At 62.7% G+C, this 16,036-nt stretch carries 10 protein-coding genes; 7 read left to right on the forward strand and 3 right to left on the reverse strand.

The window, feature by feature from the left end; genetic code table 11:
• Window positions 1-40 precede the first annotated feature (40 nt).
• Genes AAFM31_RS12030 through AAFM31_RS12045 form a run of 4 tightly spaced genes read left to right on the forward strand, consistent with a single transcriptional unit; the run spans window position 41 to window position 8,857 of the window.
• Window positions 41-925, forward strand: a complete 885-nt coding sequence (locus AAFM31_RS12030; RefSeq protein WP_341708179.1) for a CheR family methyltransferase — start codon at window positions 41-43, stop codon at window positions 923-925.
• Window positions 926-927: 2 nt separating this feature from the next.
• On the forward strand, window positions 928-7,389 hold the full coding sequence (locus AAFM31_RS12035) for an Hpt domain-containing protein (protein ID WP_341708180.1): 6,462 nt from the start codon (window positions 928-930) through the stop codon (window positions 7,387-7,389).
• Window positions 7,382-8,347, forward strand: a complete 966-nt coding sequence (locus AAFM31_RS12040; RefSeq protein ID WP_341708181.1) for a chemotaxis protein CheB — start codon at window positions 7,382-7,384, stop codon at window positions 8,345-8,347. The genes AAFM31_RS12035 and AAFM31_RS12040 overlap by 8 nt, the downstream gene beginning before the upstream one ends.
• A 33-nt stretch (window positions 8,348-8,380) precedes the next feature.
• A complete protein-coding gene (locus AAFM31_RS12045) occupies window positions 8,381-8,857 on the forward strand; it encodes a chemotaxis protein CheW (protein WP_341708182.1) in 477 nt (158 codons plus the stop codon).
• 8 nt (window positions 8,858-8,865) lie between these two features.
• Here the strand turns inward: AAFM31_RS12045 and AAFM31_RS12050 are convergent, their stop codons facing one another.
• Window positions 8,866-10,173, reverse strand: coding sequence for an ATP-binding protein (locus tag AAFM31_RS12050; RefSeq protein WP_341708183.1), 1,308 nt, complete (start codon window positions 10,171-10,173; stop codon window positions 8,866-8,868).
• Entirely contained in the window at window positions 10,170-10,892 is a 723-nt protein-coding gene (gene ompR / locus AAFM31_RS12055; protein WP_341708184.1) for a two-component system response regulator OmpR, read from the reverse strand. Before ompR ends, AAFM31_RS12050 begins: the two co-directional genes overlap by 4 nt.
• A 195-nt stretch (window positions 10,893-11,087) precedes the next feature.
• Here ompR and AAFM31_RS12060 point away from each other — a divergent pair, with 195 nt between their 5' ends.
• From AAFM31_RS12060 to gshA, 3 genes are all read left to right on the forward strand, one after another.
• A complete protein-coding gene (locus AAFM31_RS12060; RefSeq protein ID WP_341708185.1) occupies window positions 11,088-13,418 on the forward strand; it encodes a Tex family protein in 2,331 nt (776 codons plus the stop codon).
• A 4-nt stretch (window positions 13,419-13,422) separates the two neighbouring features.
• Window positions 13,423-13,827 carry a PaaI family thioesterase gene (locus tag AAFM31_RS12065; RefSeq protein ID WP_341708186.1) on the forward strand — a complete coding sequence of 135 codons (405 nt, stop codon included), beginning with the start codon at window positions 13,423-13,425 and terminating at the stop codon, window positions 13,825-13,827.
• A 77-nt stretch (window positions 13,828-13,904) separates the two neighbouring features.
• Window positions 13,905-15,482, forward strand: coding sequence for a glutamate--cysteine ligase (gene gshA / locus AAFM31_RS12070; RefSeq protein WP_341708187.1), 1,578 nt, complete (start codon window positions 13,905-13,907; stop codon window positions 15,480-15,482).
• A 29-nt stretch (window positions 15,483-15,511) separates the two neighbouring features.
• Here gshA and AAFM31_RS12075 read toward each other — a convergent pair whose 3' ends face one another.
• Window positions 15,512-15,916, reverse strand: coding sequence for a flagellar basal body-associated FliL family protein (locus tag AAFM31_RS12075; protein WP_341708188.1), 405 nt, complete (start codon window positions 15,914-15,916; stop codon window positions 15,512-15,514).
• Window positions 15,917-16,036 lie beyond the last annotated feature (120 nt).

Genomic DNA, 16,036 nt, shown 5'->3' on the forward strand with positions numbered 1-16,036 from the left:
GCCAGGCGCCGCCCGAAGACGCTGAGTGCGAGGGTCATACGTGCAGACAACGCAAAACTGGTCGTTGCAACAGCTGCCGGAAATGGACGTGCAGCAGTTTCGTCAGTGGCAAACGCTGCTGGAAGCGCGCACGGGCGTGTGCGTCAGCGATCAACGCAAGACCTTTCTGCAGACCAGTCTGAGCGCGCGCATGCGCGAGCTCGGCATGGCCAACTATCAGGCCTACTTTGAGCACGTCACTAACGGTGCTGCGGGCGCTGTGGAGTGGTCAGCGCTGATCGAACGCTTGACCGTGCGCGAAACCAGCTTTATGCGCCATCGCCCCTCGTTTGACGCAGTCGGTCGCCACCTCGATCAACTGTTGAAAGCGCGCGGAGCGGATCGCCCGCTGCAACTCTGGAGCGTTGGCTGCGCCAGTGGCGAGGAAGCCTATTCGATGGCGATCATGGTTGAGCAGAGCCTGCGCCGTGCTGGTGGGCATCCCGCCGGATACGGTATCTGGGCAACCGATATCAGCCACAAGGCCTTGGAGCAGGGGCGAACTGCGGTCTACTCGGGCGGTCGGCTTGGCGGACTCAACGAACGGGAGCGCCGCGAGTGGCTGCAGCCGTTGCCGAATGACCGTTATGAAGTGGCATATTCGCTGCGTGACCGGGTCTGCTTTGCCCGTTTGAACATTCTTGAACTGGCCCAGGCTCCGATTCAGGACCTGGACATCATCTTCTGCCAGAACCTGCTCATCTATTTCCGCCGCTGGCGTCGTCGCGACCTGTTGAACCTGCTTGCCAGACGGCTGGCTCCAGGTGGCATGCTGGTGATCGGACTGGGTGAAATCGTGGACTGGAACAACCCGCTGCTCGAGCGTCTGCCCGATGATCAGGTGCAGGCCTATGTGCGGCGGGACAGCAATGGACGTCTGGAGTGAATATGGGTGATCGGCATGATTATGTCGCGCTTGACTGGGTCAAGGGCGAGATATCCGAAACGCTGAATCAAGCGCGACAGGCCCTTGAAGCCTTTGTCGAAAACCCCGAGGACTCGACTCGACTGCGTTTTTGTCTGACCTATATCCATCAGGTCCATGGCACGCTGCAGATGGTTGAGTTCTACGGTGCGGCTTTGCTCGCCGAAGAAATGGAGCAGTTGGCGCAGGCGCTGATGAACGGTTCGGCCAGTCGTGAAGGCGAAGCGCTGGAAGTTCTGATGCAGGCGATTCTGCAGATGCCGGCTTACCTGGACCGGGTGCAGAGTGGCCGTCGAGACCTGCCGATGGTGTTGCTGCCGCTGCTCAACGACATGCGCACCGCCCGCGGTGACAAGCTACTGTCCGAAAATGCCGTGTTCAGTCCGGCGCTGGACGCCGCGGACACCGAGCAGCGTAGCGACGGGGTTGCTGATCTGAGCGACGACGCCAGCGTACGCCAGCTGCGGAAGTTGCGCCAGGCGCTGCAGATGTCCCAGGCCGGCGTTATCCGCGGCCAGGATGTGGCCCAGAACAGTCGACATTTGCGCAACGTGTTTGTGCGTCTGGAAACGCTATGTGCAGGCGCACCCTACGCTCAGCTCTGGTCAATTTTCGCCGGTGTGGCCGAAGGGCTTGAGATCGGCAGCATCGAGAACAGCGCTGCAGTAAGGCAGTTGCTGCGTCAGGCAGATCAGGAATTACGTCAGTTGATGGCGCGCGGCGCGACAGCGCTGCAGAGTTCGCCGCCGCGTGAGTTATTACGCAACCTGCTGTTTTATGTCGCCAAGAGCGCTGATGGCAGTCCGCGTCTGGATGCACTGAAAGAACGCTATCAGCTCAAGGGCAGCTGGAATGAAGAGCAGCGCGGTGGCGGTGATCGACTGGTTGGCCCTGATCGTGAAGCCATGCAGTCGGTGGCACTGGCGCTGGGCGAAGAGCTGCTGCAGGTAAAGGATCAGCTGGATCTGTTTGTGCGCAGCGATCGTCGTCAGCTCGATGGTCTGGAAGGCATGCTGCCGGTGATGAAGCGCATCGCCGACACGTTGGCGATGCTGGGGCTGGGGCAGCCGCGGCGGGTGCTTACCGAGCAGATTGAACAGGTTGGTCGTCTGGCGTCCGGCGAGTCGGCGATCAGCGACGCCGCCTTGATGGATGTGGCTGGCGGCATGCTGTATGTCGAAGCCAGTCTGCAGGGCATTCTGGGTGTTGAGCGCAGCGAGCAGGATGGTGGCGGCGACAGCGACATGCAGGGCCTTGCAGCGGCCCAGGATATTGCGCTGGTCCACCAGTTGGTGGTGCAGGAAGCGCGTAACGCGCTGGAAGAAACCCGCGAAGCGATCAACGCGTTTATTGCTCATCAATGGGATCACAGTTACCTGGCGCCCATTGATGGACTGTTGACCAGCGTCCGTGGTGGTCTGGCGATGGTGCCGCTGGCTCGCGCAGCGGCCGCGGTCTCGGCCTGCCGTCGTTACATCAGCGAGCAGCTGGTGGAGCGTGCGCTGGTGCCGGATTGGACGGCACTGGACGCGCTGGCCGATGTTATCACCAGTATTGATTACTACCTTGAACGCCTGGCCGAAGACGACAGTGACCGGGGCGATAGCATCCTCGATGTGGCTGAAGAGCGTCTTGGCCTGCTTGGTTACCATCCACAGAACCTGCAGGGTGAACTGGCAGACGAGGTCGAGCCTGAGGCGGACGCCGACGTCGGCCTGCCTGAGCTGGAAGTGCCCGAGTTGCTTGCCGAGCCTGTGGCAGCTGACCAGCCTGTCAGTGAGGCAGAGGCAGAGGCAGAGGCAGAGGCAGAGGCAGAGGCAGAGGCAGAAGCAGAGATTCCTGCGCCGACGCCCGCCCCTGCAGCCGCCGCCGAGCCGGAAGAAGACGAGCTGGATGCGGAACTGGTCGAGATCTTCGTTGAAGAAGCCGGTGAAGTGCTGGAGACGCTCGCCGAGTTTACGCCGCAGTGGCAGGCCGATCTTGAAGATGACAAGGCGCTCGCAGAAGTACGCCGTGCTTTCCACACCCTCAAGGGCAGCGGCCGTATGGTGCGCGCGGGCGTGCTCGCCGAGTTGGCCTGGTCCGTCGAGAACATGCTCAATCGGGTAATTGATCGCAGCATTGAAGCGGACGCGTCGCTGTTCCAGGTCGTCAATGCCGTGCGCGCGCTGATGCCGCGTTTGGTCAGCGATTTTGAGCAGCACCAGCAGCACATGTTGCCGGAAGTTGAGGCGCTGACCGCACAGGCCGACGCGCTGTCTCGAGGTGAAGACCTGCCTGAGTCAACAGCAGCGGTTCAGGAGGCACCATCCGAGGCTGTTGAAGCTGCAGAGTCGCTTGACGCGGGCAATGAAGCAGACACGCTGCCTTCCGAAGCCGAAGCCGAAGCCGAAGAAATCGTCGACTTCAGCGAGTTTGAACTGCCCGAACTCGATACCCCCGAAGAGCCGGTCGACGGCGAACAGGCGCTACCGCTTGCGGCTTTCGAGGACGAGGGTCTCGATCCGGCTGGCGTTGAGCCGGAACTTGAGCCAGAGACACAGAGCGACGCGCTGGAATTGCCAGAGCTGGAAGAACTGCCGGAGTCCGAGGCGGAATGGTCGCTGTCAGAGCTTGAAGATGTGTCGCTTCCCGAGCTGGAAGATACCTCTGCTGAAGAGCCCGAGTTGCCGCTCGCAGAGTTTGAACCAGGCCAGCCTGAGGCCATTGACCTCGCGTTTTCGGCAGACCAGTCTGCGGAACAGCCAGAGCCAGAGCCAGAGCCAGAGCCAGAGCCAGAGCCAGAGGCTGCGGGCGGCATGGACCCGATGTTGCTGGAGATTTTCCGCAACGAGACCCGCAATCATATCGACCAGATCAACGCCTACCTCAGCGACTGCCACGAGTACGGCACACCGCGGGCGTTGAGCGACGCGCTGCAGCGCGCACTGCATACCCTCAAGGGCAGTGCGCATATGGCCGGAATTCAGCCGATCGCGCTGCTGGCCACACCGCTGGAAAAACTGACCAAAGACTTCAAAGCCAATCTAATTCCCGCGGATCAGGCGATGGCCGATCTGCTTGGCGATGCGGTGGCCCTGTTCGAGACCGGCCTGGAGCAGCTGGCATCTGCGCCGCAGGCAACCATTCCCGGTTCTGACGCGTTCCTGCAGCGTATCGACGCCATGCGCGAACAGGGGCTGACGGCGCGAGACAGCGGCAGGGCAGATCTGGAGAGCGGCGCTGGTGCCGACCTGATGTCGATCTTCCTGACGGAAGGTATCGATCTGCTGCTGGATGTCAGCGACGAGCTGAACGTGCGTTCGCCCGGCAGCGTTCCCGAGTTGGATAGCGCCGAGCTGGCGGCCAGCTTGCGTGCGCTGGCCGAGGTGGCGGGTGAAGTTGAGCTGGCGCCGCTGGAGCGCTTGGCCGATGTGCTTGAGCAAGTACATGATCGCCTGCGCTCCGAGCTGTTGGAGCTTGATGAGGACGTCCTGAACGCGCTGGCGGCCGGTCATGACCGATTGATCAGCATGATGGATCAGGTGGCGGCCCATCAGCATCTGCTTCCGGCCGAGACTGAGATGCGAGCGTTGCAGGCGCTTATTCCAGGCGCGGCGGAACGCGAGCCGGATTCGATTACAGCGCCCGAAACGGCAGCGCCTGCGGGCGGCAGCTGGAGTCTCAGCGAAGCGGGTACGGATGCTGAGCTGGTCGACATCTTCCTGGAAGAAGCGCAGGAAATTATTGATAGCGCTGCGGGCAGCCTGCAGCAGTGGATTGCCGATACGGGTAACACGCTCGCGGTCGAAGCGCTGCAGCGTGATCTGCATACCCTCAAGGGTGGCGCCCGGATGGCCGAAATTCGCCCGGTCGGCGATCTCGCCCACGAGATGGAATTTGTATACGAGGGCCTCTGCGACGGACGTTATCAGTCCAGCGATGGCCTGATCGCCTTGCTGCACGCCTGCCACGACGCGCTCGCCGAGATGGTTGAAGGGGTGGTCGCCTCCAGGCCGATCAGCGACGGCGCCGCGTTGATCGCCGCGATCAACGGCTTCCGCAGGAATCCTTCCCAGGTGCCGGCCTTGCCTGGCGCCGAGCCGGCTGCCAGTCAGCCGTTGGAGCGCAAGACAGCCGAACCTGCTATGGCGCCGCCAATGCAGGGCATGCTGGCGATGTTCGTCGAGGAAGCCCAAGAGCTGTTGGGCCCCTGTGAATGGCTGTTTGCTGCCAAGGATAACGACGCCGCTGCCGCGGCTGACCTGCTGCACCGAGTGCAAACCCTCAAGGGCAGCGCCCGTCTGGCCGGTCAGCATGCGCTGGCCGAGCAGGCCAAGCAACTGGAAGGGGCGCTCACTAGCGGTACCGCGCAGGAATCACAGCTGACCGGGCTGCAGGATGCGGTAGCCCAGCTGGCATCCGGTGCCGAAGCACTGGCGCCAATCCCGACTCCGATAGCACCGCTGCCGGTGCCCCCCGAGCCGCCGGCTGAGTTGCCGGCAGCCAGCGCAGACGGTATGTCTCTGGCCGAGGTCAACGCGGTGCTGAAGCAGGCGATGGAAGCCGATGCTCCCGCCGTTGGTGACAGCGGTAAGCGTGCTGCTGCTCAGGAAAGTGTCAAGGTCTCGGCTGCGCTGCTTGAAGAACTGGTTAACTTGGCGGGTGAGACTTCCATCTTCCGTGGCCGTATCGAACAGCAGGTCACCGACGTTGCGCACATTCTTGAGGACGTGGAAAGTACCATCGACCGGGTACGTGATCAGCTGCGTCGCCTCGACATGGAAACCCAGGCGCAGATCCTCTCGCGCCACCAGGACCAGATGGGCCCCGGTTACGAAGATTTCGACCCGCTGGAGATGGACCAGTACTCCCAGTTGCAGCAGTTGTCGCGCTCGTTGTTCGAGTCTGCGTCTGACTTGCTTGATCTGAAGGAAACGCTGGCGACCCGCAGCCGCGACGCCGAAACCCTGCTGCTGCAGCAGGCGCGGGTCAACACCGAGCTGCAGGAAGGCCTGATGCGTACCCGCATGGTACCGTTCGAGCGGCTCGTGCCGCGCTTGCGCCGGGTGGTTCGTCAGGTTGCCAGTGAACTGGGTAAACACGTGGACATCGCCATCGGCAACGCCGAAGGGGAGATGGATCGTAGCGTTCTGGAGCGCATGATCGGACCGCTGGAACACATGTTGCGCAACGCGGTTGACCACGGCATCGAATCGCCCGAACAGCGGGCGGCCAGTGGCAAGCCGCGCGACGGTCGGATCAGTCTGGATCTGCAGCGAGAGGGCGGCGAGATCGTGCTGACCCTGCAGGACGACGGCGCCGGTATCAATCTGGAGGCCGTGCGCCGCAAGGCCATCGAGCGCGGCTTGATGGATGCGGATGCCGACCTGACCGATCAGGAAGTGCTGCAGTACATTCTCGAAGCCGGTTTCTCTACCGCCGAGAAGGTGACGCAGATTTCGGGTCGCGGCGTCGGTATGGACGTGGTTAATGCCGAGGTCAAGCAGCTCGGCGGCAGCATGACGCTGACTACTGAACCGGGTAATGGCTCGACGTTCACTATTCGCCTGCCGTTCACGGTGTCGGTAAACCGTGCGCTGATGGTGTATTCGGGTGAAGACCTGTACGCCATCCCGCTTAACACGATCGAGGGTATCGTGCGGGTTTCCGGGTACGAGCTGGAGGCCTATTACGCGCCTGACGCACCCCCATTCGAATACGCCGGCAAGACCTACGATCTGCGCTATCTCGGCGACCTGCTGGTAACCGGCCAGCAGCCCAAACTGTCGGGCCACAGTCTGCCGCTGCCGGTCATTCTGGTACGTGGCGCCGAGCACAGCGTTGCGGTGCAGGTCGACGCGCTGGCTGGCTCGCGCGAGATCGTTGTAAAGGGCCTCGGCAAGCAGTTCGCCGTGGTGCCCGGTATCTCGGGGGCGACCATCCTCGGGGACGGCCGGGTCGTTGTGATTCTGGATCTGCTGGCGGTGATTCGTGCCCAGCAGGCGCAGCACGCCCAGCAGCAACTGGCCGCCGAGCGTGCGGCTCTGGTTGGCGAGTACGAGGAAGAGCGGCCAACGCTGGTCATGGTGGTCGACGACTCGATCACCGTGCGTAAGGTCACCAGCCGCCTGCTTGAGCGCAACGGCATGGAAGTGGTTACCGCCAAGGATGGGGTCGAAGCGATCGCCAAGCTGCAGGACATTACTCCGGACATCATGCTGCTCGACATCGAAATGCCGCGCATGGACGGCTTCGAAGTCGCAACGCTGGTGCGCCACGATCCGCGTCTCGAGAAGCTGCCGATCGTGATGATTACCTCGCGGACAGGCGAGAAGCACCGTGAGCGCGCACTCGGTATCGGCGTCAACGTCTATCTGGGTAAACCGTATCAGGAAGCGCAGCTGCTCGAGGTGATTGATCAACTGGTAGAGAGTGGTGACTGAGCCGGCGCCCGGTATTGCATTGCTGGCCTGCGACGCAGGCCAGCGCAAGCAGCTGGCGAAGGTATTGAGTACCTTTGGCTATCGCATCGTGTCTGCTGAAGATCCGGCGGTGCTGCAGCCGGAGCAACTGGCACAGATTCAGACTGATGCCTGGCTGCTGGAGCTGGCTGACGAATCACCGTTGACCGAATGGCTGCTTGAGCATAGCGAGGTGCCGGTGCTGCTTGGGGCGGGGGAAATTCCCGTCGCTGACAGCGAAGATTATCCGCGCTGGCAATGTCGCCTGTATGCCAAGCTGCTGCCGTTGCTGGGGGCTCCAGCCCAGGGCCAGGCGCCGAGCCTGGTTGCGGCTGCGCTGCCCAATCCGATCGAGCGCGGTCCTTGCGTCTGGGTGCTGGGCGCGTCCCTTGGCGGGCCGGCCGCGGTCAAGCGCTTTCTGGACACCTTGCCGGCAAGTCTGCCGATTGCCTTTGTCTATGCCCAACACATCGATCCGGGCTTTGAGCAACAGCTGCCGCAGATCATTGGGCGGCAGAACGAGTGGCAAGTACTCAATTGCCGGCCCGGGAGCCGATTGCAGGCCGGCGAAGTGCTGGTGGTGCCGATTGCCCAGCAGCTGTTGTTCGGTCGCGACGGTGAGCTGAGCCTGAGTAATGAACCTTGGCCCGGCCCGTATCAGCCGTCGATTGAGACCGTGCTGGACTTGGTCTGTCAGCAGTTTGGGCCGGCCTGCGGTGCGATCATCTTCAGCGGTATGGGCGAAGATGGCGTTGCGGCCTGCGGGCGAATGCGTCAGCAGGGTATTGAAGTCTGGACTCAGGATACGCAGAGTGCGGCCTGTGCAACCATGCCCGGCGCGGTGCTTGAGGCGGGATTCAGTCAGCGCCAGGGTTCGCCGGAAGAACTGGCGATTGCGCTGCAACGCTGGCTGGCGCAGGAATGGTCTGCCGCCAGCTGAGCACACTATTGATCATCATGAGGGAGTGGGTACATGGCGTCTGATGCGCTGGAGACACTGAACGGCTTGATCGTGCCGCTGCGCGAGCAGTCGCTGCTGCTGCCGAACGTAGCGGTTGCCGAGCTGGTGGGCTTTCGTCTGAGTCAGGCTGCCAATCAGGGGCCCGATTGGTTTCTTGGCTGGACTCTCTGGCGCGACCAGCAGGTACCGATGGTCGACCTTGATCTCTTGATGGGCGATGCCGCCGACGTGCCCGACGTTCAGCCACGCACCCTGATTCTTAACGCCATTGGCGGCACGCCCGGCGTGCATTTCATCGCCCTGCGGGTATGGGGCATTCCCCGTTCACGCAAGTTGCAGCGTGCAGACGTGACGGCGACCGCCAGCGCCACGGAGTGGACGCTTCAGCAGGTCAGCCTGAGTGACGAGCCAGAGGATCTGTTGATCCCGGACCTGCAGGCGCTGGAGCAGGCGCTGGACCAGGCAGGCTTGCTACGCCGGGCCAGCTGAGCTGGGCCTCAGTCGCCCAGCGCAAAGCTCAGTCTTGCCTCGGTGCCGCCACCGACCCGATTGAGCAGTTGCACCTGCGCGCCGTGGCTGTCGGTAATCCGCTTGACGATGGCCAGCCCTAGCCCGGTGCCCTTGGTTGAACGCGCCTGATCACCGCGGATAAAGGGGCTGAACAGGGCATCGTTGTCCAGAATCTCCACGCCGGGGCCGCGGTCCAGCACGCTGACAGTCAGCTGCCGCTCAGCACCCACGCGACTGACGTAAGTGCAGACTTCCACGCCGGTTCCACCGTGCACCAGGGCGTTGTCGATCAGGTTGATCAGTACGCGCTTGAGTGACAGGCGGCGGAAGGTGAGGCGCGGCACCTCGGCCAGACACAGCCGCACGACCTCGCCGTTACTGTTCAACGGCGCCACTACCTCACGAATCAGCTCGTTGATATCACCTTCCTCGGTCGGCTCGGCGCTGCCGTCACGGATGTAGCTCATAAACTGTTCGAGGATGGCGTCCATGTCCTCGATATCGCGAATCATGCCGTCAGTCAGCTCGGGTTCGGCATCCGACAGCAACTCGGATGACAGCCGCATGCGAGTGAGTGGCGTGCGCAGATCATGCGACACGCCGGCCAGCAACATGGTGCGGTCCCGATTGGCCTGTTCGACGTCCTGCGACATCTGGTTGAACGCCCGGTACACCTCGGAAATCTCCGACGGCCCGCTGGTGTCGAGCAGCCGCACACTTTGGCCGCGACCGATACGCTGAGCGGCGCGCTCCAGCATCTTCAGCGGATGGTTCAGTTGGCGTACCAGCAGCCAGGCGGCGGCGGTGGAAAGCATGCCAATCAGCACCAGCCAGGTAACTACCAGCCAGACCCGCTGACCGCGCAGGGGGTGAGCGTAGAGCGGCACTTTCAGCCAGTAATTGCCGTAGATTGGCTGGTGAATCCAGACCGCCGGCTGGGCTTGGGTCTGAACTCGGACTTCGGTTTGGTCGCCGAGCTCGTCGCGCAGCTGATGGGTGAAAATGCCGGAGTAGGGCCAGTGCACTTCGCCCTGTGGCACCTGTTCGGGCACCATGATGTGGATGCCGGTCATCTCCTCGATATCGCGGCGGGCCTCCGGCCCACTGGCCCAGTAGGCGCGCACCAGCATCGCGGTGCCGTGGCTGTACTGACGATCAACCAGCAGGTCTTCGTTGCTCAGCAGATAGATCAGTGTCAGCACCTGCGAAAACAGGGTGACGATCAGCACCAGCAGGATGGTGCGGCCAAAGAAACTGCGTGGCAGCAGTGGGTGCCAGCCGGGTCCGCCCTTCACGTATTCTGACCGTCCGGTACGAACACGTAGCCGACGCCCCAGACAGTCTGGATGTAGCGCGGCTTGGATGGATCGGGCTCCAGCATCCGGCGCAGACGCGAAATCTGTACGTCGATCGAGCGTTCCAGTGCATCCCACTCGCGGCCACGGGCCAGTTGCATCAGCTTGTCGCGGGTCAGCGGCTCGCGCGGGTGGCGTACCAGCGCCTTGAGTACCGCAAACTCGCCGGTGGTCAGCATATTCACTTCGTCACCGCGGGTCAGTTCACGGGTGGCCAGATTGAGGGTGAACTCGCCGAAGGTGACCTGATCGTCGTCCGCACTCGGGGCGCCCGGCACCTGAGGGGCCTGGCGGCGCAGTACCGCTTTCATGCGGGCAACCAGCTCGCGCGGGTTGAACGGCTTGGGCAGGTAGTCGTCGGCACCGATCTCCAGCCCCTGAATGCGGCTGGTCTCGTCGCCTTTGGCGGTCAGCATGATGATCGGCGTGGTGTTGCCTTCGGCGCGCAGCCGCGCACAGGCGCTCATGCCGTCTTCGCCGGGCAGCATCAGGTCGAGCACGATCAACGAGTAGATCTCGCGTGCCAGCAGGCGATCCATCTGCGCAACGTCCTCGACCGCGCGGACTCGGTAGCCCTGCTCGCCAAGGAAGCGCTCAAGCAGTCGTCGCAACCGCACATCGTCATCGACAATCAGGATTTTTTCGCCTTCGTCTGCCATGTACCACCTACCGAAAAGAGTGAGCCTGCATTGTGACTCAAGCCCCCGTAACTTGAGGGCTGGCCATTGTTACAAGAGGTTTCTTTTTACCCTGTTATGGCGCCGTCATCCAGCCGCTTTATGAAGGCCGACCACGGGCGCATCTGTCGGTTATACTGCCCGGCCTGTTATAGCCAAGAGTGGAAGTGTCTCCCCATGCAGAGTATTGCCTCGCGCATCGCCAGCGAACTGTCTGTTCGCCCCGAGCAGGTCGCCGCTACCGTCAGTCTGCTGGACGAGGGCGCCAGCGTCCCGTTTATTGCCCGTTACCGCAAGGAAGTAACCGGCAGTCTCGACGATACCCAGCTGCGCTATCTCGAAGAGCGTCTGCGCTATCTGCGTGAACTGGAAGACCGCCGTGCTGCGGTGCTGTCGAGTATTGCCGAGCAGGGCAAGCTGAGCCCCGAGCTGGAGCGCGACATTCGGGAAGCCGACACCAAGACCCGACTGGAAGACCTTTACCTACCCTACAAGCCCAAGCGCCGAACCAAGGGTCAGATCGCCATCGAGGCCGGTCTGGAGCCGCTGGCTGATGCGCTGTTTGCTGATCCGCAACTCGACCCGGAGAGCACCGCTGCTGGCTACGTTGACGCCGACAAGGGCGTGGCAGATACCAAGGCCGCGCTGGATGGCGCCAAGTACATCCTGATGGAGCGCTTTGCCGAAAACGCCAGTCTGCTGGAACGTCTGCGCGGTGCGCTGCGTGATGACGGTCGGGTGGTATCCCGCGTGGTGGCGGGCAAGGAGCAGGAAGGCGCCAAGTTTTCCGACTATTTCGAATACGACGAGCCGCTGAAGAAGGTGCCCTCGCACCGCGCGCTGGCGATTCTGCGTGGCCGCAACGAAGGCGTGCTGAGTATTGCGCTCGAGCTGGGTGACGCCGAGCCGGCGCCGGGCGCCATGCACCCCTGCGAAGCGCTGATCGGCGAAGCCGTCGGCATCAGCAATCAGGGCCGCGCGGCGGATCGCTGGCTGAACGAAGTGGTGCGCTGGACCTGGCGGGTCAAGTTGCTCGGTCATCTGGAAACCGAACTGCTCGGCGAGCTGCGTGAGGCCGCTGAAGATGAGGCGATTCGCGTGTTCGCCAGCAACCTGAAAGATCTGCTGCTGTCGGCACCGGCCGGCCCGCGGGTAACGCTGGGCCTCGACCCGGGGCTGCGCACTGGGGTCAAGGTGGTGGTGGTCGATGCCACCGGCAAGTTGCTCGATACCGCGACGATTTTCCCGCATGCGCCGCGCAACGATTGGGATCGCTCGTTGGCGACCCTGGCTGCGCTGTGCAGCAAGCATCAGGTTGACCTGATTGCGGTGGGCAACGGCACGGCCTCGCGCGAGACCGACAAGCTGGCGGCTGATCTGATCAAGCTGTGCAGTGGCCAGAAGATGCAGAAGGTGATGGTCTCCGAGGCGGGCGCCTCGGTGTACTCGGCCTCCGAGCTGGCGGCCCGCGAATTTCCGGATCTGGACGTGACCTACCGCGGTGCGGTGTCTATCGCCCGTCGCCTGCAGGACCCGCTGGCCGAACTGGTGAAGATTGAGCCCAAGGCCATTGGTGTCGGCCAGTATCAGCACGACGTCTCGCAAGTGAAACTGGCACGCGGGCTGGATGCGGTGGTTGAGGACTGTGTGAACGCGGTCGGCGTCGATCTGAACACCGCCTCTGCTGCGCTGCTCACCCGCGTCTCGGGTCTCAACCCGAGCATCGCCCAGAACATCGTCGATTACCGTGATAGCAACGGCGCCTTTCGCAATCGCCGCGAGCTGCTCAAGGTCAGCCGTCTCGGCGAGAAGACCTTTGAACAGGCGGCGGGCTTCCTGCGCGTCATGAACGGCGACAACCCGCTGGACGCCTCGGCGGTGCACCCGGAGGCCTACCCGCTGGTCGAGCGCATTGCCGAACAGACCGGCCGCGATATTCGGGGCCTGATCGGAGACTCCACCTTCCTGCGCAAGCTGGAGCCGGCGCGTTACACCGACGAACACTTCGGTATTCCGACCATTACCGACATCCTGCGCGAACTGGACAAGCCGGGCCGCGACCCGCGCCCCGAATTCAAGGCGGCCGAGTTCCAGGAGGGCGTTGAGAGCCTCAAGGACCTCAAGCCGGGCATGACCCTGGAAGGGGTCGTGACCAACGTGGCCAACTTCGGCGCTTTTGTCGACATCGGTGTGCATCAGGACGGTCTGGTGCACATCTCCATGCTCTCGCACCAGTTCGTCAAGGACCCGCGTGACGTGGTCAAGGCCGGTGACATCGTCAAGGTCAAGGTGCTGGAGGTGGACATCCCGCGTCAGCGTATCAGCCTGACCATGCGCCTGGACGACAAACCTCAGCCAGCCAGCGAGCGTCAGCAGCCGGGCGAGCGCAATCGCGGTCGCCAGAGCGCACCGCGCGGTAACTCGGGCGGTAGCAATGCGCGCTCGGAGGCTGCCGGTGGCACCTTTGCCAACCTGTTTGCCAACGCCAAGAACCTGAAGAAGAAGTGACCCCATGACCGATTTGCATCCGGCACTGGCGGCGTTTGCCGCCGAACGCAGCAGCGCTTTCACTGCGCTGGTGGGTATCGAGTTCGCGGCCATCGAGCGGGGTGTGTGCACCCTGCGCCTGCCGATCGATGACAAGCACTTCAATTCCACCGGTCGGGTGCATGGCGGGGTGGTCTTTACCCTGCTTGATTCGGCCATGGGCGCTTCGGCGTTCAGTGTGCTGGAGCCGCACGAAAGCACGGCGACCATCGAGTGCAAGATCAACTACACCCGCGCGGTCACCGGCGGCGTGCTGGAATGTACCGGCAAGGTAATGCATGCCGGTACGCGCACCATCGTCGTCGATGGTGAGGTGTGGCAGGATGGCGCTCTGGTTGCCAAGTGCCTGGGCACCTTTGCCCGCATCTGAGCGAGCCCCAGCAGCCTTTCTATACTGATCTAACGGGTCGGCGGTGTGCGTCGACCCTCTGCCTAAGGAGTGACGCCTTGTCACCACTGCTCCGTGAACGCCTGGCTCTGCTGGCGACACCCGCGAACCGCGCGCTGCTGTCCGACTGTCAGCACGGTATCGAGAAGGAAAGTCTGCGTATTTCCGCCGACGGCACGCTGGCGCAGACGCCGCATCCGCTGGCCTTGGGTTCGGCATTGACGCACCCGCGGATCACCACAGACTACTCCGAGGCGCTGCTGGAGCTGATCACCCCGGTGCGAAAGCGTATCGAGGATCTGTTTGGCCAGCTGGACGAGATCCATCGCTTTACCTACAGCGAGCTGGGGGAGGAGCGACTGTGGACCGAGTCCATGCCCTGTCGCCTGCCGGCCACCGATGAGGAGATCCCGATCGCCCGGTACGGCACCTCGAATATCGGCACTCTTAAGTATGTTTACCGGCGCGGCCTGGCGGTGCGTTACGGCAAGGCCATGCAGTGCATTGCCGGTATTCACTACAACTTCTCGCTGCCGCCACAACTGTGGCAGGTGTTGCAGGCACATGAGGGGGATACCCGCAGCGCGCAGGCGTATCAATCGGAGCGCTATTTTGCGCTGATCCGCAACTTCCGTCGCTATGCCTGGCTGCTGATGTACCTGTTTGGTGCGTCCCCGGCGGTCTGCGCCAGTTTCCTGCAGGGTCGGGACCATCGTCTGCAGCCGCTCGGTGAGCAAAGCCTCTACCTGCCTTGGGCAACCAGCCTGCGGATGAGTGATCTGGGCTACAACAACAACGCTCAGTCCGGCCTGAACGTCTGCTACAACAGCCTCGATAACTACATCAACAGCATGCTGGACGCGATCAGTCTGCCGTATGCGCCCTACGCCGCGCTGGGTACCCATGATGCCAGCGGCCAGTGGCAGCAGCTCAATACCAACCTGCTGCAGATCGAAAACGAGTTCTACAGCCCGATCCGTCCCAAGCGGGTCGCAAACAGTGGCGAGAAGCCGGTTCATGCGCTGCGTGAGCGCGGGGTCGAGTACATTGAAGTGCGCTGTCTGGATATCGATCCGTTCGTACCGCTCGGGATTGAGCCGGCGACGGCTCACTTCCTCGACAGCTTCCTGCTGTTCTGCGCTATCAGCGACAGTCCCGAGTTGAGCGACAGCGAATGCGAGCAGGCGGCGAGTAATTTCAGTCTGGCGGTCAAGCGCGGCCGCGAGCCAGGCCTGCTGCTGAGCGATAACGGCAGCAAGCGCAGCCTGGTGAGCTGGGGCGAGTCTCTGCTGGATGGGATCGCCGCTTGCGCCGAGCTGCTGGACCAGTCGCAGGGCGATTCGGCGTTTGTCGACTCTGTGACAGTGCAGCGCGCCAAGCTCAAGGATGCATCGTTGACGCCGTCGGCAAGGGTACTGGCGGCGATCGCCGAACAGGGCGACAGTTTCTTCCGCTTTGCTCTGGTGCAGTCAGAAGAGCACAGCGCGTACTTCCGAACCCGCTCGCTGGACAGCGAAACGCAGATGCGCATGGCGGCTGAGGCCGCAGCGTCATTGGCGGATCAGGCGGCGATTGAAGCGGCGGATGACATCGATTTCGATACCTTCGTGGATCGCTATCTGAGCCAGCAAGCCTGAGAAGCGGGGGGTGAACACCCCCGCCGTCGTTACTGCACGATCAGATTGGTGAACAGCAGGTCATCGACCAGCGGATCGCCTTCTTCCTCTTCCAGCACCTTCTGTACTGCGGCCAGCGCGCTGGCGCGCAGTGCTTCCTTGCCTTCCAGTGAACTCAGGTTCTCCGGCAGTTGTTCGCTGAACAGAAACACCAGCGCGTTGCGGATCAAGGCGTCGTGGTAGCGGATGCGCTCGACTGCCGCGGCATCGTCGGTGCGCAGGGCCACGTCGGCCTTCAGATACTGAATGCGCGGGCCGTTGCCCAGCGTGCCGACGAACGATGGCTTGAGTTCAACGTACTGGGTAGTGGGGGCGGCCGCATCTTCCTGGGCCAAAACCGGGGAGGCCACCAGCGTCAGCGCCAGCAGCAGAGAGTAGAGGGGTTTGCAATGCATCGGGATGGAACTCCATAAATGTCCGCACAGGATAGCTGAGGGGCTCGCTGCAGCCAAATATCGCGTGCCTCCGGTCTTATGCGAACCTATCACCTCGGGGCATGGTCATTGACCCTCTAG

Origin of the sequence: Halopseudomonas sp. (assembly GCF_038130085.1) — a bacterium.
Lineage (GTDB): Bacteria > Pseudomonadota > Gammaproteobacteria > Pseudomonadales > Pseudomonadaceae > Halopseudomonas.

Coding starts and splice junctions, on each gene's coding strand:
- AAFM31_RS12035 (WP_341708180.1), top strand. CDS start 928: ATGGGTGATCGGCATGATTATGTCGCGCTTGACTGGGTCAAGGGCGAG.
- AAFM31_RS12045 (WP_341708182.1), top strand. CDS start 8,381: ATGGCGTCTGATGCGCTGGAGACACTGAACGGCTTGATCGTGCCGCTG.
- ompR (WP_341708184.1), bottom strand. CDS start 10,892: ATGGCAGACGAAGGCGAAAAAATCCTGATTGTCGATGACGATGTGCGG.
- AAFM31_RS12060 (WP_341708185.1), top strand. CDS start 11,088: ATGCAGAGTATTGCCTCGCGCATCGCCAGCGAACTGTCTGTTCGCCCC.
- AAFM31_RS12065 (WP_341708186.1), top strand. CDS start 13,423: ATGACCGATTTGCATCCGGCACTGGCGGCGTTTGCCGCCGAACGCAGC.
- AAFM31_RS12075 (WP_341708188.1), bottom strand. CDS start 15,916: ATGCATTGCAAACCCCTCTACTCTCTGCTGCTGGCGCTGACGCTGGTG.